At 62.7% G+C, this 20,375-nt stretch carries 18 protein-coding genes and 1 tRNA gene; 5 read left to right on the top strand and 14 right to left on the bottom strand.

Annotated elements, in window-relative coordinates:
* Positions 1 to 15 precede the first annotated feature (15 nt).
* Entirely contained in the window at positions 16 to 1,116 is a 1,101-nt protein-coding gene (gene thrC / locus BN2664_RS08515; protein ID WP_007000613.1) for a threonine synthase, read from the bottom strand.
* 1 nt (position 1,117) lies between these two features.
* Positions 1,118 to 2,458 carry a homoserine dehydrogenase gene (locus tag BN2664_RS08510; protein WP_007000614.1) on the bottom strand — a complete coding sequence of 447 codons (1,341 nt, stop codon included), beginning with the start codon at positions 2,456 to 2,458 and terminating at the stop codon, positions 1,118 to 1,120.
* A 141-nt stretch (positions 2,459 to 2,599) separates the two neighbouring features.
* Between BN2664_RS08510 and aroD (BN2664_RS08505) the strand changes: the two genes are divergently transcribed.
* Positions 2,600 to 3,403 carry a type I 3-dehydroquinate dehydratase gene (gene aroD / locus BN2664_RS08505; protein WP_007000615.1) on the top strand — a complete coding sequence of 268 codons (804 nt, stop codon included), beginning with the start codon at positions 2,600 to 2,602 and terminating at the stop codon, positions 3,401 to 3,403.
* Between the two features lie 74 nt (positions 3,404 to 3,477).
* Positions 3,478 to 4,281 (top strand): type I 3-dehydroquinate dehydratase, encoded by an 804-nt coding sequence (gene aroD, locus BN2664_RS08500; protein WP_007000616.1) that lies wholly within the window; start codon positions 3,478 to 3,480, stop codon positions 4,279 to 4,281.
* Positions 4,282 to 4,369: 88 nt separating this feature from the next.
* Here the strand turns inward: aroD (BN2664_RS08500) and lysA are convergent, their stop codons facing one another.
* A complete protein-coding gene (lysA, locus tag BN2664_RS08495; RefSeq protein ID WP_007000617.1) occupies positions 4,370 to 5,803 on the bottom strand; it encodes a diaminopimelate decarboxylase in 1,434 nt (477 codons plus the stop codon).
* A 55-nt stretch (positions 5,804 to 5,858) separates the two neighbouring features.
* Positions 5,859 to 7,535 carry an arginine--tRNA ligase gene (gene argS, locus BN2664_RS08490; protein WP_040316940.1) on the bottom strand — a complete coding sequence of 559 codons (1,677 nt, stop codon included), beginning with the start codon at positions 7,533 to 7,535 and terminating at the stop codon, positions 5,859 to 5,861.
* A 134-nt stretch (positions 7,536 to 7,669) separates the two neighbouring features.
* Here argS and BN2664_RS08485 point away from each other — a divergent pair.
* The 3 genes from BN2664_RS08485 (at position 7,670) to BN2664_RS08475 (ending at position 9,330) form a co-directional block, all read left to right on the top strand.
* Positions 7,670 to 7,742, top strand: a tRNA-Arg gene (locus BN2664_RS08485).
* A gap of 570 nt (positions 7,743 to 8,312) precedes the next feature.
* Positions 8,313 to 8,864 (top strand): hypothetical protein, encoded by a 552-nt coding sequence (locus BN2664_RS08480; RefSeq protein WP_058120677.1) that lies wholly within the window; start codon positions 8,313 to 8,315, stop codon positions 8,862 to 8,864.
* Positions 8,865 to 8,880: 16 nt separating this feature from the next.
* Entirely contained in the window at positions 8,881 to 9,330 is a 450-nt protein-coding gene (locus BN2664_RS08475; protein ID WP_007000621.1) for a hypothetical protein, read from the top strand.
* 128 nt (positions 9,331 to 9,458) lie between these two features.
* On the opposite strand, the gene BN2664_RS08470 is transcribed toward BN2664_RS08475, so the two are convergent.
* The 10 genes from BN2664_RS08470 to BN2664_RS09540 all read right to left on the bottom strand — a co-directional run bounded on the left by BN2664_RS08470 (position 9,459) and on the right by BN2664_RS09540 (position 20,283).
* The gene (locus BN2664_RS08470; RefSeq protein WP_007000622.1) at positions 9,459 to 11,912 is read right to left on the bottom strand and encodes a phosphoketolase family protein; all 2,454 of its coding nucleotides are present in this window, start codon (positions 11,910 to 11,912) and stop codon (positions 9,459 to 9,461) included.
* 199 nt (positions 11,913 to 12,111) lie between these two features.
* Positions 12,112 to 13,062, bottom strand: coding sequence for a zinc-binding dehydrogenase (locus tag BN2664_RS08465; protein ID WP_007000623.1), 951 nt, complete (start codon positions 13,060 to 13,062; stop codon positions 12,112 to 12,114).
* 114 nt (positions 13,063 to 13,176) lie between these two features.
* A complete protein-coding gene (locus tag BN2664_RS08460; protein WP_040316941.1) occupies positions 13,177 to 14,022 on the bottom strand; it encodes a glycerophosphodiester phosphodiesterase family protein in 846 nt (281 codons plus the stop codon).
* A gap of 2 nt (positions 14,023 to 14,024) precedes the next feature.
* The gene (locus tag BN2664_RS08455) at positions 14,025 to 15,188 is read right to left on the bottom strand and encodes a M23 family metallopeptidase (RefSeq protein ID WP_007000625.1); all 1,164 of its coding nucleotides are present in this window, start codon (positions 15,186 to 15,188) and stop codon (positions 14,025 to 14,027) included.
* 108 nt (positions 15,189 to 15,296) lie between these two features.
* Positions 15,297 to 16,325, bottom strand: coding sequence for a hemolysin family protein (locus BN2664_RS08450; protein WP_007000626.1), 1,029 nt, complete (start codon positions 16,323 to 16,325; stop codon positions 15,297 to 15,299).
* Positions 16,318 to 17,673 carry a hemolysin family protein gene (locus tag BN2664_RS08445; RefSeq protein WP_007000627.1) on the bottom strand — a complete coding sequence of 452 codons (1,356 nt, stop codon included), beginning with the start codon at positions 17,671 to 17,673 and terminating at the stop codon, positions 16,318 to 16,320. Before BN2664_RS08445 ends, BN2664_RS08450 begins: the two co-directional genes overlap by 8 nt.
* Positions 17,674 to 17,759: 86 nt before the next feature.
* The gene (locus BN2664_RS08440; protein WP_007000628.1) at positions 17,760 to 18,344 is read right to left on the bottom strand and encodes a GDSL-type esterase/lipase family protein; all 585 of its coding nucleotides are present in this window, start codon (positions 18,342 to 18,344) and stop codon (positions 17,760 to 17,762) included.
* A 75-nt stretch (positions 18,345 to 18,419) separates the two neighbouring features.
* The gene (locus tag BN2664_RS08435) at positions 18,420 to 19,280 is read right to left on the bottom strand and encodes a CPBP family intramembrane glutamic endopeptidase (protein ID WP_007000629.1); all 861 of its coding nucleotides are present in this window, start codon (positions 19,278 to 19,280) and stop codon (positions 18,420 to 18,422) included.
* Positions 19,281 to 19,504: 224 nt separating this feature from the next.
* Positions 19,505 to 19,915 (bottom strand): hypothetical protein, encoded by a 411-nt coding sequence (locus BN2664_RS08430; protein WP_007000630.1) that lies wholly within the window; start codon positions 19,913 to 19,915, stop codon positions 19,505 to 19,507.
* A gap of 293 nt (positions 19,916 to 20,208) precedes the next feature.
* On the bottom strand, positions 20,209 to 20,283 hold the full coding sequence (locus BN2664_RS09540) for a 50S ribosomal protein bL37 (RefSeq protein WP_374047437.1): 75 nt from the start codon (positions 20,281 to 20,283) through the stop codon (positions 20,209 to 20,211).
* Between the last annotated feature and the right edge of the window lie 92 nt (positions 20,284 to 20,375).

Below are 20,375 nucleotides of genomic sequence, written 5' to 3'. Positions count from 1 at the left end.
GCCGCCGGCCAGCCGCTACAGCCCCAGCGCCGCCACGGCCGCATCCAGGCTGGAGGCAATGGGGTCGAAATCAATATCCCGGCCCGCGAGCGCGGTGGCGGTGTCCTTTAAGCCATTGCCGGTAACCGTGCAGACGATCCGCGCATTTTCCGGAACTTCACCGCTCTCCGCGGCGGCCAGCAGGCCAGCCACCGAGGCGGCGGAAGCCGGCTCCACAAAAATACCTACTTCTTCAGCCAAGATCCGCTGGGCGCGCAAAATATCCTCGTCCGAAACCGCGCGAATCCAGCCCCGCGAATCATCGCGCGCCGCCACCGCGTAATTCCAGGAGGCCGGGTTGCCAATGCGAATTGCGGTAGCGACCGTTTCCGGGTTCTCAATTGGATGCCCGGCAACGAAGGGCGCGGCGCCGGCGGCCTGCACGCCCCACATACGCGGGAGTCTTGTTGCGTGCGGCTCGAGCCGAGTGGCGCTCTCGTCCATGGACGCGGCCGTGGTGTGCCCCGCGTACTCGTTGTAGCCCATCCAGTAGGCGGAAATATTTCCGGCATTCCCCACCGGCAAAATGTGAATATCGGGCGCATCTCCCAGCTCATCCACGATTTCGAAAGCCGCGGTTTTCTGCCCCTGCAGGCGATACGGATTCACCGAATTCACCAGCGCCACCGGATACTTTTCGGTCAACTCGCGCACAATGCGCAGGCAGTCGTCAAAGTTTCCGTCCACCGCCACGAGGTTCGCGCCGTGCACAATGGCCTGCGCCAGCTTCCCGGCCGCGATCTTCCCCGCTGGCAAAATTACCGCGCATCCCAGCCCCGCCTTAGCCGCGTATGCCGCCGCCGACGCCGAGGTGTTACCCGTCGACGCGCAGGCTACAATCTGCGTACCCTCTTTCACCACCTGGGTGATCGCGGAGGTCATACCGCGATCCTTGAAAGAGCCGGTGGGGTTCGCGCCCTCGACCTTGATATAGACCTCGGCTCCGGTCCGCGCCGCAAGTTTTTCGGCTCGCACCAGCGGGGTTCCACCTTCCTTTAAGGTGACCACCGCATCGGCGTCGTCGAACGGAAGACGTTCGCGATATTCGTTAATAATGCCCTGCCACTGGTGAGCCATTTTATGCTTCCTCCACCCGGATAAAGTTCTCGATACGTACGGGGAGCGTAGCCGCCTGCGCTTCAGAGACTACCCTCTGCGAGCCGTCTATCGGCACCTCGATGCCCTTCGATAGCTCCTTAATTGTTTTTTCGACGTCGCCCTGCGCGGCCTCGTGCGTGGTGACCGTCAGTGCGGAGGCCTCCGCGGAGCTGGACCCGTGCCGCTCTTGCACCACTGCCGAAATCGACACATTATTGCGCGCGAAAACCCCGGTGACGGCGCAGAGAACCCCCACCTCATCGGGCACAACCATACGAATTTGGAAGCGCGAGCGGGCGCGGGATGCGGGCAAAATATTGACGTCACCGTAGATCAACTCGCGCGGAGCGTGGCCCCCATAGACCTTCTTATTCGCCGCGGCAACCACATCCGAGAGCACCGCCGTAGCGGTGGGGTTCCCGCCCGCGCCCGGGCCATAAAACATCAGGCGATCCGAGGCCTCCCCCTCAATAACTACCGCGTTATAGGCGCCGTGCACGGTAGACAGCGGGTGATGGGTGGGCACCAAGGACGGGCCCACGTACAGTTCAATACCCTCGGAGCGGTGCTTTGCCGATGCCACCAGCTTCAGCACGTAGCCGGCCTCCCGCGCGGCCGCGATATCCGCCGCCGTCACCTGGCGAATCCCGTGGGTGTGAACATCGTTGATATGCACGCGAGTGTGGAAAGCCAGCGAAGCGAGAATTGCGCACTTGGCCGCCGCGTCGAAACCGTCGACATCAGCCGTGGGGTCAGCTTCCGCGTACCCGAGCTCCTGGGCGCTGCGCAGAGCGGTTTCGTAATCGAGCCCCTTCTCCGCCATTTCGTCCAAAATGTAATTTGTGGTGCCGTTGACGATTCCCAGAATTGAGCGCACATTATCGCCGGCAAGGGATTCGCGCAGGCCGTACACCACCGGCATGGCGCCGCCCACAGCGGCTTCGTAGTACAAATCCACATTCGCCGCCGCCGCGGCTTCGTAGATTTCCGGACCGTGCTCGGCAAGTAGCGCCTTATTTCCGGTGACCACGGACGCCCCGCCCGCCATCGCGCGCAAAATATAGGTACGAGCGGGCTCGATCCCGCCCATCAGCTCGATCACAATATCAGCGTCGTCAATAATCGCCTCGGCATCCGCCGTGAGCAAAGCGGGGTCGACGGCGGAGCCGCGCGGCTTGTTGACGTCTCGCACCGCAATGCCGCAAATCTTCAGCCGCGCCCCGGCCCGCTGGGCAAAATCGTCCGCGTTCTCGGTCAGCAGGCGCACCACCTGTGATCCCACCGTTCCCGCACCGAGTACGGCCACCTTGAGCTCTCTCACGGATTTTCTCCTTTCGCACCCGCTCCGGGTGTGGCTATTGGGCTCCAGCCTAACTGGTTTGCCTTGCACTACGCCCTCTGCCTCAGAGGATGAACTCCGGGGCTCGGGCGCTCGGCGCGAGCAGGGTTTACTCTTGGATCCATGACCCGCGACAACAGCATCTTAGAACTCGGCTCCAACCCCCGAACTCGCGTGGCCCTCGGCACTGGGCGCACCAAGGTAATTGTGCCGATTATTGCCGCGAATGCTTCCGCGCTTATCGCGCAGGTTGCGGCGCTAGATTCCGTGCGGCCAGCCGCCGCGCCAGCCACCGCCGACGTCGTCGAATGGCGCATCGATCATTTTGAAAACGCGCTCGATGAAAACGCGGTACTCGCCGCCGCAACCGAGCTTCGCGCCGCCACGGATCTACCTATCTTGGCCACCTTCCGCACCGAGGAAGAGGGGGGCGCCGCGCCAGCCGAACCTCCCGCCTACGCCGATTTACTGGTGGCGCTGGCGGAAAGCGGCAATATCGATGCCCTGGACGTGCAAATGTTCTTCGACGCGGGGACGGTAGAAGGGATCATTGCCGCCGCCCACGCCGCCAACTGCCCCGTTATCGGCTCCTTCCACGATTTTTCTGCGACGCCGTCGGAAGGAAGCATCGTCGCGCGGCTCGCCGGCATCGCCGCCGGCGGCGCGGACCTGGCAAAAGTCGCGGTAATGCCTTCCAGTAAACGCGACGTGCTGACCTTGCTCGCCGCACTGGACGTTGCTTCGCGCACCCTAGAAATCCCGGTTATTGCCATTTCCATGGGCGAACTCGGCACGCTTTCGCGCATTGCCACCGTCGCCTTCGGCGGTTGCGCCACTTTTGCCAGTGCCGGCCAGGTGAGCGCTCCCGGGCAACTAGACGCGGCGCAACTGCGGCCGCTACTCGACTACCTGGACCAAGTCCTCTAGCCCCTCGCGCCACGCCCGGCCCAGCGGCTAAACTTACGCCATATCCATCGCAACGACGCGTCAAGGAGGCATAAATGCCAACAGTTAAGATCAAGGGAACGCCTATTGGTTCTGGGCCCACGAAGATCTTTGTTCCGATCACTCCAGCATCCGTGGAAGAAATGCGCCAGCAGGTCGAGGCGCTCCCCGAGGGTGTTGACGTTCTCGAGTGGCGCGTGGATTTCCTGAAGAATTATCGCGACGACGCCGCTATCCAAGAAGCCGCCGCTAAGCTACGCAAGTCCACCGACCTTCCCATTTTGGCCACGTTCCGCACCGCCGCCGAGGGTGGCGAGCGCGCGATTATGCCCGAGCAGTACGCGCATATTCTCCTCACCCTCATTGAAAGCGGGAATATTGACGCCATTGACGTGCAGATTTTCCGTACCGAAAACTGGACGAATCCCATCATTACCGCCGCGGCGCGGGCGCAGGTGCCGGTGCTCGCTTCTTTCCACGATCACCGCGAAACTCCCACCGAGGATGAAATCGTCAACCGTCTGCGGCTTATGCAGGTGCGCGGGGCTTCCATTGCCAAGATCGCGGTACAGCCCGAGCACGCCGGTGACGTCTTCACGCTTATGCGTGCCTCGTGGCGGGCATCGCAGGAACTGAAGGTCCCGGTAATCACCATGGCCATGGGGTCACTCGGCACGATTTCGCGTATTGCGCCGTCCCTGTACGGCTCGGCCGCCACCTGGAGCACCGTCGGTCACGAAACCGCGGCGGGCCAAATTGAGCTCGAGGAGCTTCGCCCCGTGCTCACGGCCGTCGACAAGTGGACACACGCCGCGGACACCTGGGAACCGCCGGCCCTGGACGCTCAGCCCAAGGCCTAGCAGCATAGCGCTACACAACGAAAAATCGCTCCCCAGCAACGGGGAGCGATTTTTATGCCCTCAGCATTACTCGCCGGCGGCACCAGCCTCACTCGCCGATGTAATCGGCATCCAGCGAGAGCAAATCCGGCACTTCTTCCTGATAAATCAACCAGTGCGCCTTGCCCTCGCGCACCGCCAATACGCCCGGGCGCGGAAGCATATTGTAATTAGAAGCCATCGAGCGCCCGTAAGCCCCGGTCACCGGCACCGCGAGGATATCCCCAAAAGCAATATCCTCCGGCAGGGCCACGTCCCGCACCACAATGTCGCCCGACTCGCAGTGCTTTCCGACCACGCGGGTCACGGCGCTCGGCGCATCCGACTCGCGGTTGGCGAGCGCGGCGGTATAGGCGGCGTCGTACAACGCGGTGCGGATGTTATCGGACATTCCGCCGTCGACGGCCACGTACTTGCGCGATTTTCCGCCCTCGAGCGGCACGTCTTTAATTGCGCCCACCGAGTAGACCGTCACGCCGGCGGGGGCGACGATGGAGCGCCCCGGCTCAATGGACACGCGCGGGGCCGCTAGCCCGCTGGCCTCCACGTGCTCGCGTACCGCCGCGGCGAGCGCCCGCGCGTAATCTGCGGGTGCGGGGGCCACGGGGTCGGCGGCCGTGTAGCGCACGCCGTAGCCGCCTCCGAAGTCGATTTCGGGGAGGACGACGCCGAACTCCGCCGCGGTGCGCGCCCGCAAATCCAGGAGCGCCCGCGCGGCTTGCGAAAAAGCTTCCGGCGTGAAAATTTGCGAACCGATATGGGAGTGCAAGCCCACCAGCTCCAGGCGCTGATTGCGCTGGGTTTCGCAAATCGCCTCCCAGGCCGCGCCGCTGGCAATGGAAAGCCCGAACTTTTGATCCTCGTGCCCGGTGGAAATGGCCTCGTGCCCGCCGGCATGAATTCCCGCGGTCACGCGGAGCACGACCTTAGCCACGGTCCCACCGTCGTCGCCCCAGTGGGCAACATCAGCCACGTGAGCGAGCTCAGCCAGCGAATCAACTACCAAATGAGCCACCCCGTTGTCGATGGCCATTTCGATTTCGCGGCGCGATTTATTGTTGCCGTGCAGGCCAATTTGCTCACCCTTCGCGCCCGCGCCAAAGGCCGTGCGCATCTCCCCTTCCGAGCAAGCATCCAGGCGCAGGCCCTCTTCCAGGGCCCAGCCGCACACCCCCACCGAAGCGAAGGCCTTGCAGGCGTAGTAAACGTCCGCGCCGGCCAGATCCGCAAAAGCCTCGTCCATGGCCCGCTTCCAGGCCGCCGCGCGGGTGCGGAAATCCACCTCGTCAATGACGTACACCGGCGTGCCAAAATCGCTGGCAATTTGCGCCACCGAAACCCCGCCAATGGTCAGCGCGCCGTCATCCGCGCGTTGCGCGGTGAGCGGCCAAATCCCGGAAACCTCGCCATTCGGTTCGGGCGCCGCCAGGTGCTCGTAATCGACTTCCGCAGCGCTTGTTTTCGCTTCGCCTGATTCGGACATCTTCGCCTTTCTTATCTATTAGCCATATGTTGTCCGGGGCTACATGTTCTCCGGGCTACATATTTTCCGGGGCCGTTACGCCCAGCAGGTGCAGACCGTTGGCGAGCACCTGGCGGGTGGCATCGTTGACCCACAGGCGGGTGCGGTGCAGATCTGTTACTTCTTCATCGGCGCGCGGGGTGACGCGAGCCTTGCCGTACCAGGTGTGGTACGCGCCGGCGAGTTCCTCGAGGTAGCGAGCCACCCGGTGCGGCTCGCGGTTCTCTCCGGAAACCGCCACGACCTCGGGGAAGCGTGCCAGCTGGCCGATCAGATCCGAATCCGCCTGTTCGAGTAGCTCCGGGGCGAACGCATCCTCGCGGGCCACCCCGTGCTCGGCGGCATTGCGCGCCACATTCACCGTACGGGCATGCGCGTACTGCACGTAGTAAACCGGATTGTCGTTCGTATGCGAGCTGAGCACATCGAGGTCGAGGTCCAGCGTGGTATCCACCGAGGCTCGCACCAGCGAGTAACGGGCCGCATCCACGCCCACCGCGTCCACCAGGTCCTCAAGCGTCACCACTGTGCCCGCGCGCTTGGACATGCGCACTTCCTTGCCGGCGCGCTTGAGGTTCACCAGCTGCCCGATCATGATTTCGAGATTCTTCTTGGGGCCGGCTTCGTCGCCAAAAGCGCGTGCCATCGCGTACATACGGCCGATATAGCCGTGATGATCCGCGCCCAGCATGTAGATGCAGTAATCCGCTCCGCGCTGGCGCTTATCAAGGTAATAGGCCAGATCGGACGCGAAGTACGCGGTTTCGCCGTCGGACTTGACGATCACGCGGTCCTTGTCGTCCCCGAAATCGGTGGTACGCAACCACAGCGCACCGCCGTCTTCGAAGATCACGCCGCGCTCGCGCAACGCCTCAATCGCGGCCTTCACCGCGCCGGAATCGTGCAGCGTCTGCTCGTGGAAGAAGACGTCAAATTCGGCGCGGAAGTTGTGGAGTGATTCCTTGATTTCGGTGAACATCAGCTCAGTCCCGCGCGCGCGGAACACTTCCTGCGCCTCGTCTTCGGGGAGGGTGCGCGGATCGGGTTCGCCGGCCGCCACCGCATCGGCAATCACGCGGTCGGCAATTTCCTGAATGTACTGCCCGCCGTAGCCGTCCTCCGGCACCGGGCGGCCAAGCGCCCTCGCCAGCAAGGAAGCAGAGAAGTGGTTGATCTGGTTTCCGTGGTCGTTGAAGTAGTATTCGCGGACGACGTCGTAGCCCGTAAAGCGCAAAATGCGCGCCAGGGAGTCTCCTACCGCCGCCCAGCGCGCGCCGCCAATATGGATCGGCCCGGTGGGGTTGGCGGAAACATACTCGAGGTTCACCGCGCTACCTGCGCCAACGGCCGAACTGCCGTAGGCATCCCCCTGCTCGAGGATGGTACGGGCGAGTTCGCCGGCGGCTCCCGCCGAAAGGCGGATATTGATGAAGCCGGGCCCGGCAACTTCCACGGCTTCAATGCCGTCCTTCGTCTCCAGGATGGCCTTAACGATGCCCGCCAAATCGCGCGGAGCCATTCCGGCCCGCTTGGCCAGCTGCATCGCCATGTTCGTGGTCCAATCCCCGTGCTCGCGCGAGCGCGGACGCTCGACCTTGGGAGCCGGTAGATCGCCTTCGAGGGAAATACGCCCATCTTCGCGCGCTTCGGCGAGGGCTTTACCAATGAGTTCGCTTAATTCTTCGGGAGTCACCCCCACATTCTAACTAGCGGCGCGCGCTTAGGTGGGTGCCCGGTGGCGGGAAGCGGGTGGGCCCGCGTCGCATGCGTCACCTTCAGTCCGCTCGACGGGGCCGGAGCGTGTAGGATGTTATAGTTTTCCACCGAGCCCCGATAGCTCAGGGGATAGAGCGTTCGCCTCCGGAGCGAAAGGCCGCAGGTTCGAATCCTGTTCGGGGCACTCATTGTAAATCGCGTTTGCAATTCGCGATTCGCCGCACGACGGCGCAACTCACACCGCGGGTATTTTTCCCGCGGTATTTTCTTTTTCTTGGCGCGCTGGGTGGGGCGGCTTAGGTGCGGCTGGTTTCTGTGGCGGCGCAAGCAAGGCGGGGCGTGGCTCGTTATTGCGGCGGCGCAACGACGTTCCTCGGGATGGCTATTGCCGCGGGATCAAAAATATCGAAAACCGTGTCGGAGGCGTCTGCGATGATTGCCGTAGGACTTGAGGGAGCAAACCCGGTAAAAGTCGCGATAGTGATTCTTTTGCGCGCCCTAGTTCGAAACGGCAAAAAACGTATCGGAGGTGCCTGAGAGAATACAGAAAAGAACCTACCGAGGGGGCAAGCTGAGTGTCAGCACTAGAGAATGGCAATAATGCATCGGACGGACGGCCGACGCTCGGCGTCGTCGCCCCGCCACCACCGGCACACCGCCCGGGCCGCGGGCGCGGGAGGCGGCGACGCGAGAGCCCGCGACGCTAGAGGCGGCAAGCCTAGAGCCCGCGGCGCTACAAAACCTCTTCACGCAATTGCGGGCGATTGCTCAGCAACTTCGTAACGCCCCGATTTCGGAAGCTACAAACGGCCAGCTAGAGCGGCTGATTTCGGATCTTATGCCGTGCCGGCAAGCTATGCAGGGCATTGAGGCGGCCTGGCTGGCCGAGGCGGCGAAGCGGAGACGCGCCTGCAAGTTGGCGAAGGCGGGCAAACGGCACCCCGAGGGCGAAGGCGATCCGCCTCCTTCTCCGCGTTTCGATGATCCGTTTATGTTCCCCGATCCTAAGACCCTTCTGGAGACAAACGGCGAGTCGCACGCCACCGCGCACCACACGCTCGAGCGGGCACAAGCGGTTACAGACTTCCCACTTTTTGGCCAGGCGCTCAAGGACGGCGAGCTGACGGCCGGACATATCGACGTATTGCGGAAGCGAATTGGAGAGAGTCGGCCGCTACGCATCTACCTGGAAAAGCACCCCGAAGAAGCTGAGCTCCTCCTTCTTGCCCCGCAGGCGCCAACTTCTTGCCCGGCAGGCGCCAACGCCGGAGACCTTTGGGAAGAGTCTGCGCGCCTGGGCGATTAAAACCAATCCCGTCGCGATGGAAAAACGCGCGGCCACGCGCACCCAGGCCTCGCGTCTGCATTTCTTCGCTAAACCCGATGGGATGGGCTGGAAACTGAGCGGAGATTTCGACAACGTCGACGGTCACCATATCAACGCTTGGTTCAACACCGTCATGGGGCGCAAGGCGCTCACCGATAACCGCAGCATGCCCGAGCGGCGGGCGGCGGCCTTCACCACCAGCATTCTCAATGGCGGCTCGGCGGAAACGACTCAGGGCACCCACACCTCAAACCGGCTTAGGTCGCAGATACTGGTGAACGTCCCCATGGAAACAAACGCCGTCAGCCTCTGCTGGCGCCACCACCGCTACGTGCATACCCAGCACGTACGCATCCACGTCCATCAAAACGGACTGATTTTTGAGAACGATGAGGAGGGACGCATCGGAACGTACCGCTGGGGTGCGCCCGGCGGCGGCGAGTAGCTGGGCCAGCCGGGCGAGCCGGCGGGCAAGGTACGCTAGCTAGCCCGCCACCCGCCGGCCGCATAGCAAAGGGCCCCAGCCGAGAAAAACTCAGCCAGGGCCCTACGCACTGTCAATGCCAGGGGCGCTTACTTTCCTAGGTTGCCGTCAAACTCCCAGTTGGCGATTTCCGGCATGTCCTCCAGGTGCTCGACCACGTAGGCGTGGTGCTTGGCGAGTTGAGCCTCGCACCAGCGCTTCAGGTCGGCGCCGCCACGGATCGAGCGCTTGCAGTTATTGATCGCGTCCTCCACCAGGTGGTAGCGATCCACGCGGTTGCGGACCACCATATCGAACGGCGAGGTAGTGGTGCCCTCTTCAATGAAGCCGCGGGCGTGGAAACGATCAGCGTCGGGCCGGCCGTGGAGCAGCTGGTGAACGGTTCCCGGGTAGCCGTGGAACACGAACACGCAATCCACGTGATCGGTGAACGTCTCGGTGAAGTCGATATTCGTCATTCCGCGCGGGTGGTCCTTGGGGCGGGCCAGCACCTGCGGGCGAACAACGTTCACCACGCGCACCTTCATCTTGGGCAGACGCTCGCGGATAATCTGGGCGGCGGCCACCACTTCGGCGGTCACCACATCACCCGCGCAACCGAGGATGATATCCGGGTCCCCATCGGAGTCCGGATCCTCGTTGCCGGCCCAATCCCAGATCCCGTAGCCGCGCTTGACGTGCTCATGTGCCTCTTCGGGGGTCAGCCACTGGAACTGCGGCTGCTTATCCTGCACGATGAGGTTCACGCGGTCGGTGGACTGGAACACGTGGCTGGCCGCCTCCAGCAGGCAGTTTCCGTCCGGCGGCAGGTAGGCGCGCACAATGTCTCCGCGCAGGTTGAGCACCGAAGAAAGCATTCCCGGGCCTTGGTGCGAGAAGCCGTTGTGGTCATTGCGCCAGCAGGTGGAGCTCAGCAGCAAGTTCAGCGCCGGCACCGGCGTGCGCCAATCGAGGTGAATACCCTCTTCCAACCACTTGCCGTGCTGGATGGTCTGCGAGATCGAGACCATGCCGAACGACTCGTAGGAGGCCCACAGGCCGTGGCGGCCGGTAAGCGTATAGCCTTCCAGCCAGCCGTGGGTGTTGTGCTCGGAAAGCACCTCCATCACGCGACCAGACCGCGAAAGCGAAACATCCAAATCGTTGGTTTCTTCCATCCAGGCGCGGTCGGATTCTTCCAGCACGGCCCCCAGGCGGTTCGAGTTCAGCTCATCGGGGCAGAAAACGCGGAAGGTCTCCGGATTGCGCTTGTACAGCTCACGCATGAATTCGCCCAGGTAGCGCGTCGACTCCTTCTTACCGGCCAGCTTGCCGCGCTCGGCCGGATCGAAGTAATTTGCCAGCTCGCGCCAATCGGGCATGTCCAACGGCTGATATTCGCCACCGGCGTTCGCCACCGGATTGGCGGACATGCGAAGCTCGCCCTCGGGGTTATTCGCCCGTACCAGCTCGGTAGGCGCACCGTTTTCATCGAACAGCTCTTCGGGCTTGTAGGAGCGGAACCAGTTTTCAAGCATCTGCAGATGCTCGGCGTTATCGCGCACCCCCGCCAGCGGGACCTGGTGAGCGCGCCACGTTCCTTCGACGACGGTACCATCCACCTCGTGCGGGCCCGTCCAGCCCTTGGGCGTACGCAGAATAATCATTGGCCAGCGCGGCATCTCGCCATTGCCGGGCACCTGCGCCAGACCTTTCATCTCACCATTTTCGTCAAGCTCACGCGCTTCTTCCTGGATGGCGCGGATCTTGCCCCAAGCGGTGGCGAGGGCCTCGGCAAAGCGGTAGTGCATTCCGGGAACGTCGTCGCCGGTAACTTCCAGCACTTCGTAGCCATGGCCTTCGTAAAGCTTGCGGAGTTGCTCCGGGTCCTTGCGAGCCTGGACGGTCGGCGATGCGATCTTGGCCCCGTTGAGGTGCAGGATAGGCAACACCGCGCCGTCGCGCGCCGGGTTCACGAAGGAAATTCCCTTCCAGGAGCCTTCCAGCGGGCCGGTTTCCGCCTCACCGTCGCCCACCACCGTCAGCGCAATGAGGTCGGGGTTATCGAAAATTGCCCCGAAAGCGTGCACCAGCGCGTAACCGAGCTCGCCGCCTTCATTAATGGAGCCGGGGGTCGTAACCGACACGTGCGAGGGAATACCGCCGGGCTGTGAGAACTGGCGGAAAAGTCGATGCAGGCCTTCCTCGTCCTGGGAAACGCGCGGGTAGATTTCCGAGTACGTATCCTCCAGGTAGGTGGCGCCCACGATAGCCGGGCCGCCGTGGCCGGGGCCGGTAATGTAAATCATTGACTGACCGGTGCGCTTAATGAGCCGGTTGGCGTGGGCGTAAATAAACGCCAGCCCCGGCGAAGTTCCCCAGTGGCCGAGCAGGCGGGGCTTAATATCCTCGGCGCTCAGCGGGGTGCGAAGTAGCGGGTTTGATTGCAGATAAATTTGACCTGCGGTGAGGTAGCAGTCCGCGCGCCACCAGGCATCGACGGAACGAATTTCTTCGTCGGTCGGGTTCTTGAGCGCCTCGAGCAGCTCTGAGCTTTTACTCATCACGTTCCTTCCGTGCGTTTGCGCGGGTTATTCCTTGCACTAGTTAGCGTAATGGGCAGATTTTTCCTCGCCCCGGCCGATGGGCCCGAATCGTGAGAGGCTGTGAGCGAATATTCGTTCAGTAATATTTAGTTTTTCCCGACGCCGGAGCGCGGAAAGGCCCGGCCGAGGCGAAATTCCTGGCCGGGCCTCAACAGCTTTATTCGTAAACCGCTACGAGACGGCCAATGACCTGGCCGTTCTTCAACTTCTCAAGCCCCTCGGGGATCTCATCAAAGCTGATTTGCGTGACCTGCGGCTTCAACTTGCCGGTGGCCATGTACTCGTAGACGCCGGCGATGTCTTCCTTCGTGCCGCCGTTCGAGCCCACCAGGCGGCACTGGTTCAAAATCAGCGCCTTGGTGGAGATCGTCGACTCGAGCTTGCCCATGCCAACCACAACCACGGTTCCGTCGCGGCGAATGATCTCGACCGCGTCCGCCGTGGTGGTGCCGAAGCCGGCGTAGTCGACGATGAGGTCGAAAGTGACATCTTCGAAATCCTTGATGCCCTTGCGCACATCCTTGGCGCCGATTTCCTTCGCCAGCGGCCAAACCTTCTCGTTGACCTCCGCCACGTAGACCTCGCAGCCCATCAGCACGGCCACCCGGGCGGCAATCTGCCCGAGCCCGCCCAGGCCAATAATGCCAACCACGTCGCCTTCCTTGGCGCCGCCCTGGGTGACCAGGCCGGCGTAGGAGGTCATGCCTGCGTCGGTTGCCGCCGCGCCGTAGACGAAATCAACCTCGTCCGGAAGCGGAACCAGCGCCCGGGCGTCTACCGCCATCTTCGGGGCAAAACCGCCGTCAAAGCCGTAGCCGGGGGCGCCAACGCCCTCCGCCGTGGGGCACACGCCAACGCGGTCACCCACCTTGAAATCGGTAACACCTTCGCCCACCTCGGCCACCACGCCGGAGTTTTCATGCCCAATGGTGATGGGGGTCTTGGCAAGCAGCGAAAGCCAGCCCTCGTCTTCCATAAGCCCCACGTCAGAGTGGCAAATACCGGCGGCCTTCATATCCAGTACAACCTCTCCCGGCCCCGCCTTCGGCTCCGGGACTTCATTCAGCTGGAGCGGCTCACCCGTTTTCGCAAACTGCCATGCCTTCATTGAGACTCCTCTCTTTGTAGCATCGCGCGTCCTCTCTGATGCGCAATAGCTTGTCTGGTACGTCACACGATAGCCGATTTTTTGCGGAACGATTTGCCGCGCTGAGCTGAAAGGCTAAATTTCAGCCGCGTAACCGCGGGCTCGCAGGTGCTTGACCGTGCGGGTGGGCTCGTCGGTAATAATGCCGTCCACGCCCATCTCGACCAGCCATTGTGCCTGGCTGGGTGAATTTATGGTCCAGGCGTGCACCGCCAGCCCGAGCGAGTGGGCGAGCTGAACGAAGCGTGGAGTAATCACGCGGATTCTTCTTTCGCGCCGCGCGAAGCCTCGCGGACCAGCCGGAAGCGGTTGCGAAACCGGCACCTGCACGGCTTCAATTCCGGCCAGATCCTTCGGCACGCCCGCAAAGCGGCCGTGGCGGCGGGCCTGCCAGCGCCCCGCGCTACCCGTCCAGCTGGCTGCCACCAGGCCGGCGATCGCCGTCGTCCCCAGCGAATACGCCGCTTCGGGCAGGAGCGCGCGCATGCGTTCAATGCGCTTTTGCGAAAAACTCGCCAGGCACACTCGCTCCGCGGCATTGGTACGGCGCACCGCTTCTAGGAGCGGGCCAACCGATGAATCTGCCTTAGCGTCGAGGTTAAAGACGACGTCGGGGAAAGCGTCGAGCACCTCATCCAGGCGCGGAGGACGATGCCCGGACGCGTCGCGCACCCGCTCAATTTCAGCCCAGGTCTTTTCGTTCACTAGCCCGCTACCATCCGTGGTGCGATCCAGCGCGGGATCGTGCATAATAACGGCCACGCCGTCCGCGGTGGAGTGCACATCGGATTCGATATGCCGGAAACCCGCTTCACGCATGGCCCGAAATGCCTCGAGGGAGTTTTCGGGTTGCTCGTTACCACCGCCGCGATGAGCTATAACGAGGGGATTTTCGGTGATCCGGTAAACGCGATGCGACATGGCTAGGAGCACAGGTCTTCCACCGGCACCGCCGCGTGGTCGGTGAGGAATTGCGCTGGATCCACCAGTTCGCCTTCGGCGTCGTGAATCTCCAAATGCAGGTGCGGCCCGGTTGAGTATCCGTTGGAGCCGACCGTGCCAATAATCTGCCCGGCCTTCACCACGTCGCCTTCCTGAACGAGAACGCCGTCGTCATACATATGGATGTACCAGGACTGGAATTTCAGATCTCCCACCTGGTGCTCAACAATAATGAGGTTATTCGAGCGGCCCTCAATGCCCTCGCCCGCGTGAAGCACCGTGCCATCCGCCACCGCGTGAATTGGAGTGCCAGCCGGCGCGGCGTAGTCTTGCCCCGCGTGCACTGAGGCGCCCCCGGTAATTGGATCAACGCGGGCACCAAATGGGGAGCTCACGCGGTAAACGCCGGTCTGGAGCGGCATAACAATCAGGTTCGACGTCGGCACCGCCAGCGCCGCCCGGGTGCCGGATGCGCCGCCGGTAGTAGCGCAGGAGAGGCTCGGGGTTTGGGCAGCGGCCTTGGCCTGCGAACGCAGTTCTGCGGTGCTGGCGCCGGTCAAACTGGCAGGCGTGGTCCACTCGGCCTGCGCGGTGGCGACTACCGATTCGGTCAGCGGCTGGGAAGCGCTTCCCTGCAAGGTCATTGCGGCCGGAATGGCCAACGCGGCCGCAACCGCCGTGCCGAACAGCACCAGGCGGCGCCGGGCCGAGTCGAGGTCAAACCGCGGCGCGCGACTGGCATCAGCTTCGCGGGCTTCAGCCTGGCACGCTTCAGCCTGGCGGGCGTGAGCTTCGCGGGCGTACTTTTCGTTTTCGCTACGCCCCAGCGCGATCGCCTCACTGGCCTGAGTAGCCAACTCGCGAGCGGAAAGAACTTCGGTTCCGGCCTCTACGGACGGGGCGGCATGCTTGGCGGCGCGGCGGGTCGGAGCTTCTGCGCGGGCAAGCAATGCCTCAATTGACAGGCCCTCGCCGTGAGCCGCGCGGCGCGAGCGCCTGGCTGACGCGGCCTTTGCGGCGCGCCGAGCGCTGGCCGCTTCTTCCATCTTTTGCGCGAGGCGAGCCTCGCGGCGAGTGCGCGGACGAGTGTCGAGAGAGCGAAGCTCAATGCGTGAGCGGCGCGCTCCATTGCCTTCGTCTAGCACTTCTCTCCGATCGTCAAACCCGCTGTATGTAACAGAATGATAACGGACGCGGGCGCAGGCGCAAGGTCGTTTCCCCCACAGGATTTTCGGCCCCGCTTCTGAGCTGGCCTAACGTTGCATAGTGTCGCGTACATCGCCAACAAGTTCCTCGATAATGTCCTCGAGGAAGATGATTCCGGCGGTCGATCCGTCGCTACGCCGCGCGACGGCCATATGCGTGCCGGTTTTCTGCATGATTCGCAAGGCATCTTCGACGTCGTCGTCCACCACGACGCTTTCCATGGAACGAATCTTCGACTCCGGAATCGCTTGCGCGCGCCGCTCGCCCTTGGCTCCAATCACGTCCTTCAAGTGGACGTAACCGGCCAGCCGCTCGCCGTCGGTCACCGCGAAACGCGAAAAACCGGTTTCGGCAACCTCGCGCTCCACTTCCTCCGGCGTCACCGAAATCGGTAGCGAGACCACATCCGCCAGCGCGACCATGGTGTCTTCAACCTTGTGCTCGGAAAACTCCAGTGACTGGGAAATAAGACCCTGCGGGTCCTGCAAAACCCCGGCGCGCTCGGAGGCCTCCACAATCGAGGCGACCTCTTCGGCAGTGAAAGCCGAAACCACCTCGTGGCGCGGCTTCATGCCCATCCAGGACACCATATGGAGCGACAGCCAGTTCAGGGAGCCGGTGATCGGGCGGAAGATCTTGTCGAAAACAATCAGCGAAGGCACCAGCCACAGCGCTGATTTTTCAGGGTGGGTGACGGCCACGTTTTTCGGCACCATTTCGCCCAAAATCACGTGCAGCGCGGTCACCAAAAGTAGCGCCACAATAAAGGCGATGGTGTGCGTGAGTGCCGGACCAATCCCCAGCGCGCCAAGCGGCACCGCCAGCAGGTGGGCGATTGCCGGCTCCGCCAGCGCACCCAGTGCCACCGAGCAAATCGTGACGCCGAGCTGGCAGGCCGCCAGCATCTCGTTAAGGTTTCGGATAGCCCCCAGAACCTTCGCCGCGCGTTTGTTCGTTGCGGCGAGCGGCTCAAGACGCGAAGCACGCGATCCCGTGAGCGCGAATTCGGCGCTCACAAAATACGCGTTGCCAATAAGTAGCAGTATGGTGAGCCCTAAGGCGAGCCAATTATTCATCGCTGGCCTCCTTGGCGGCAGGCGCCTGGCTGGACGCCTCGCTAGGCGCCTCGTCGGTGCGAACCTCAACCTCATCCACGCGCCGCCCGTCCATAGAAATAACCTTGAGGCTGGCGAAATCCACGTGCACGGAATCGCCCACCCGCGGTACTCGTCCCAGCTCGGTCATAATGAGGCCGCCCAGGGTTTCGTAGGGGCCATCTTCCGGTAGCGCCACCCCGGCCTCGCGCAAAAGCTCGTCGGGGCGCACCAGCCCAGAAACGATCCAGGCACCGTTCGCGGTTTGGTGGCCGGGCTCAGAACCGGAATCGTGCTCGTCCGAAATCTCGCCCACGATCTCTTCCACCGCGTCCTCCAGCGACACAATGCCGGAAGTTCCGCCATATTCGTCCACTACCACGGCCATTTGGAGCCCGACGTCGCGAAGCTCGAGGAGGAGCGGGGGTAGCTCCATCGTCTCGGGCACCACCGGGGCGTCGAGCATAATTGAGGAGCTCGTGACGGCTACTTCCGCGCGGCGCTCATAAGGAATCGCCACCACGCGGCGCAGGTGGACCAGCCCGCGAATATCGTCCAGTCCCTCCGGGCCGGTCACCGGGAAACGTGAAAATCCGGTGGCGGTAGCAAGTTCGACGACGTCGGCCGCCGTGGCGGTGTCCGGAATAGAAACCACCCTGCCGCGGTCGGTCATAATATCGACGGCGCTCAAACGCCCCACCCCAATCGAGGCAGTGAGGAGTTCGGCGGTGGACGGCTCAAGAGTTCCGGCCGCGGCACTTTGGCGCACCAGCGCGCCCAGCTCCGAAGCGGAACGCGCCGAGCTAGATTCCTCCGCCGGCTCAATCCCCATTTTCCGCAAAATCCAGTTTGCGGTGTTGTTCATGAGGAAAATAATCGGCTTGAAAACCACCGTGAACCAGTGGAGCGGGCGGGAAACCAGCTCCGCGGTGTGAAGTGAATTCGCTAGCGCCATATTTTTCGGAACCAGTTCTCCAAAAAGCATCGAGAACAGGTTGACGACAATGAAGGCGCCGGCCGCCGCAATCGCCAGCGCGGCGGTTTGTGCGAGCGTTGTATTACCTAGCCAGCTATTGAAAATCTCGGTGAGCGGGGTCTGCGCCACGTAGCCGAGCAAAATCGTGGTGAGAGTGATGCCCACCTGACAGGCGGAAAGGTAAAGCGACAGATGCTTGAGCCTCTTGGAGACCGTCCGCGCCTTGGGATCGTCGTCAGCTTGCGCCTCCACCGCTGCGGGGTCGAGCGCGACCATCGAGAACTCGGCGGCAACGAAAATGCCGGTTCCCACCGTCAGCAAGAGGCCAATCAGGAGCAAAACTATGTTCGTCACGGCGCTACCCGCCGTAAATGACCCTCTTTCATGATGGCCCTAGTCTAAATGGAATCGCCCCAGCATTCGATGGCAGATTGCACACGCTAGGCCCGGATCCCCAGCCAGTTATTCCAGCCGTTGTGGAGCACCAGCCACGCCATCAGCCCATAACCGGCTTGGCGCGGGGTGTATCCGCCGGAAAGCTCCATATCGGTATTCCACTGCTCGTGGTTTTCTAGCGGGTGGAAAGTGTCCACATACTGGAAGTTTCGCCGGGTGGTCACGTCTCGGTAGGCGTTGGTGAGCTCTTCTTGAACGGAGGCGCGGATCCCGGGGCGCGGTGGTGGGCCGACGACGAAAGGCGCCAGCCGCATGCGCGCGGCAGAGTCGAGAAGATTTGCCAGGTGGAGGCGGGTGCGGGCCAGAGAGTGATCCGCCTCTAGATCGTGGGAGCCCAGCCCAATGACCAGACGGCACTCGGCCTCCGGGTCGATTCGGCGCGCGACCTCATCTTCCCAGCGGCGCGAAAGCTCGGCGGTGGTCTCCCCCGGAATTGCCAAGGCGAGGTTCATAAGCGGCGGATCGGTGAGGGTGCGCGCCATAACGCGCCCCGTCCAACCGAGCGCGCGGGCATCACCGTACCCGGCGACGAGCTCATCCCCGATGAAAACTACCCGAACGTCTTTCACAGCGCCTCCTTGAATTCGCATTCAAGCCTACCCGGCGAGGCGGGCCCGCACACGCCTAAAGCGCTGGAAAACGCTCTAGCTGGCAATGGCAACGCCGAGTGCTACCGTGTTGACCAGGACGTGAAGGGCGATCGGATCGGCTACGCTGCGCCCAAATTGCCAAGCAAAAGCAGCGGAAAGCCCGAGTACAAAGCCGAAGGGAAGCAAGCAGGGGCTACCGTAGGCCGCAACCGCAAAAATCGCTGCCGAAAGTAGCGCACCCGCGCCAACGCCCCAGCGTCCGCGCACCCATCCGTACAGGTAGCCGCGGAAATACATTTCGTAAAGTACCGGCACGAGCACCAGGAAGAGGAGCAACCACAGGGACGCCGCCAGCGGCCCATAGCTCACCGCCCCGTGCCAGCCATCCGTCAGTCCGGCGAAGGCGGCGCGGCCGGCGAGTAAATTCGTCAGGGCGAGGGTTCCGAGCGACGCCGTCGCCCCGCCTACCAGCACCCCGATACGGTAAATTTCCCGACCGCGCGGAAGGAGGAATCCGGCTTCCACTCGCACCGAGCGTTCGCGCGCGTGGCGGGACAGCAGTGCCGCGCCTCCGGCCGCGAGCGCAATCAGGCCCACTAGCAGGGTAAATAGCCCCCAGGTTGCTATCGGCGCCGGCCCGGGCGCCCCTTCGAGTAACAGCGAGGTGAGGGTAAAGGACAGCATTCCGACGGTGAGGAAAATTCCTAGGCCGACCGCCACAACCGAACTTCCGTGGGGGAATCTGCCGTGCTCATCGCGCGGATTTCCCGGTCTGCGCCACGCCGTTCCCTCAATTCCCGGAACGGGTGCGTACAGCTTGACTGATTCGAGGCGCACCTGATTGACCGCCCGCTGATCGGGAAGGTCATGCGTCTCAGCGAATGGCCGTGAATGTGCTTGACGAACGCCCAACATATTTCATCTCCCGCAGTTTTAGAGATACGCACGCCCTCGTGCGTATCGCCCGTCGGGATCCGTCCACCCGACGGATAACTATGGCTAAAGTGTAGCGCGTCACAGCATGGATGGAAACCGACTTTTCCGCGAGATTTAGCCAAAAAGTAAAGTTTTATTCCCCATTTGGTCAATGTTTACTTTGGCCGGTCTAATACTAGGCGCCCTGGCGAAAATTCCACGAATCAAAGCGGCGCGAAAGTATGGAAAGGACGTCCTCGAGATAAAGCCTTTTGCGGATCAGCGTAGAGCAAACGCGAGTCTTCTTCCCACAGCCGGCCCGCAATTTGCTCGACAGGCAGGCCGTACTTCACCGCAAAGCACGAGGTCCTGCGCGCGTCTCGCACATAGGCCTCGCTACCCCGCGGCAGATACTGCTGGGCATCCTTCCGCCAGGGCAAAATGCATCCCATGAGGATGTCTTTATCCCAACATTCTTCGTAGAAACCGAGTACTTCCGGGCTGAGCTCGGCCAGCCGGGCGAGTTGCTCCAGGGATCCCACCAGGGTGACGGCGGGCTTATTTTTTGCCCGGTGCTTGACCTCGAATTTGCGCGCCAGACCGGCCGCGTCCGTGGCGCCAATTATGTAACCCACCTTCGCGGGAATTACGCGATTTTCCCTTCGCCTCGGTAAAGCTCAATTGCCTTTGGCTCGAGCGTTCCCTGGCAGGTTTTCCACACAAGTATCTCCGTCCGGTTGCTGCCCATCCAGGTTGCCGCGGATCCGCCTTGAAACTCTGGATACCTTCTCGCATTCCAAGACGGCGCGACCGCATGGCGCGACGGGCGGGCTACGGTGTGCAGGGACCTGCCGGGCAAAAGAAAAGGGCAAGCCCGAAGCTCGCCCTAATTTCCCGGCGGAATGATCCGCCTGCTCGCCCACACTCTTTAGGTGTTCGGGCGCTTGCCGTGGTTCGCCTTCTTCTTGCGGCGAGACCGACGCATACGTCCGCGCTGCGACATAGCTCTTTCTCCTTCAAACACTTTGGCGCCCGAGGCGCCTGACGATCGGTGCGCGATGCGTGGAAGCACCGCGCATGCACCGCTCGATCTTA

Source organism: Actinobaculum massiliense (assembly GCF_001457435.1).
In the GTDB taxonomy this organism is placed as follows: Bacteria; Actinomycetota; Actinomycetes; order Actinomycetales; family Actinomycetaceae; genus Actinobaculum; species Actinobaculum massiliense.
This window is presented reverse-complemented; position numbering and strand designations above follow the sequence as displayed.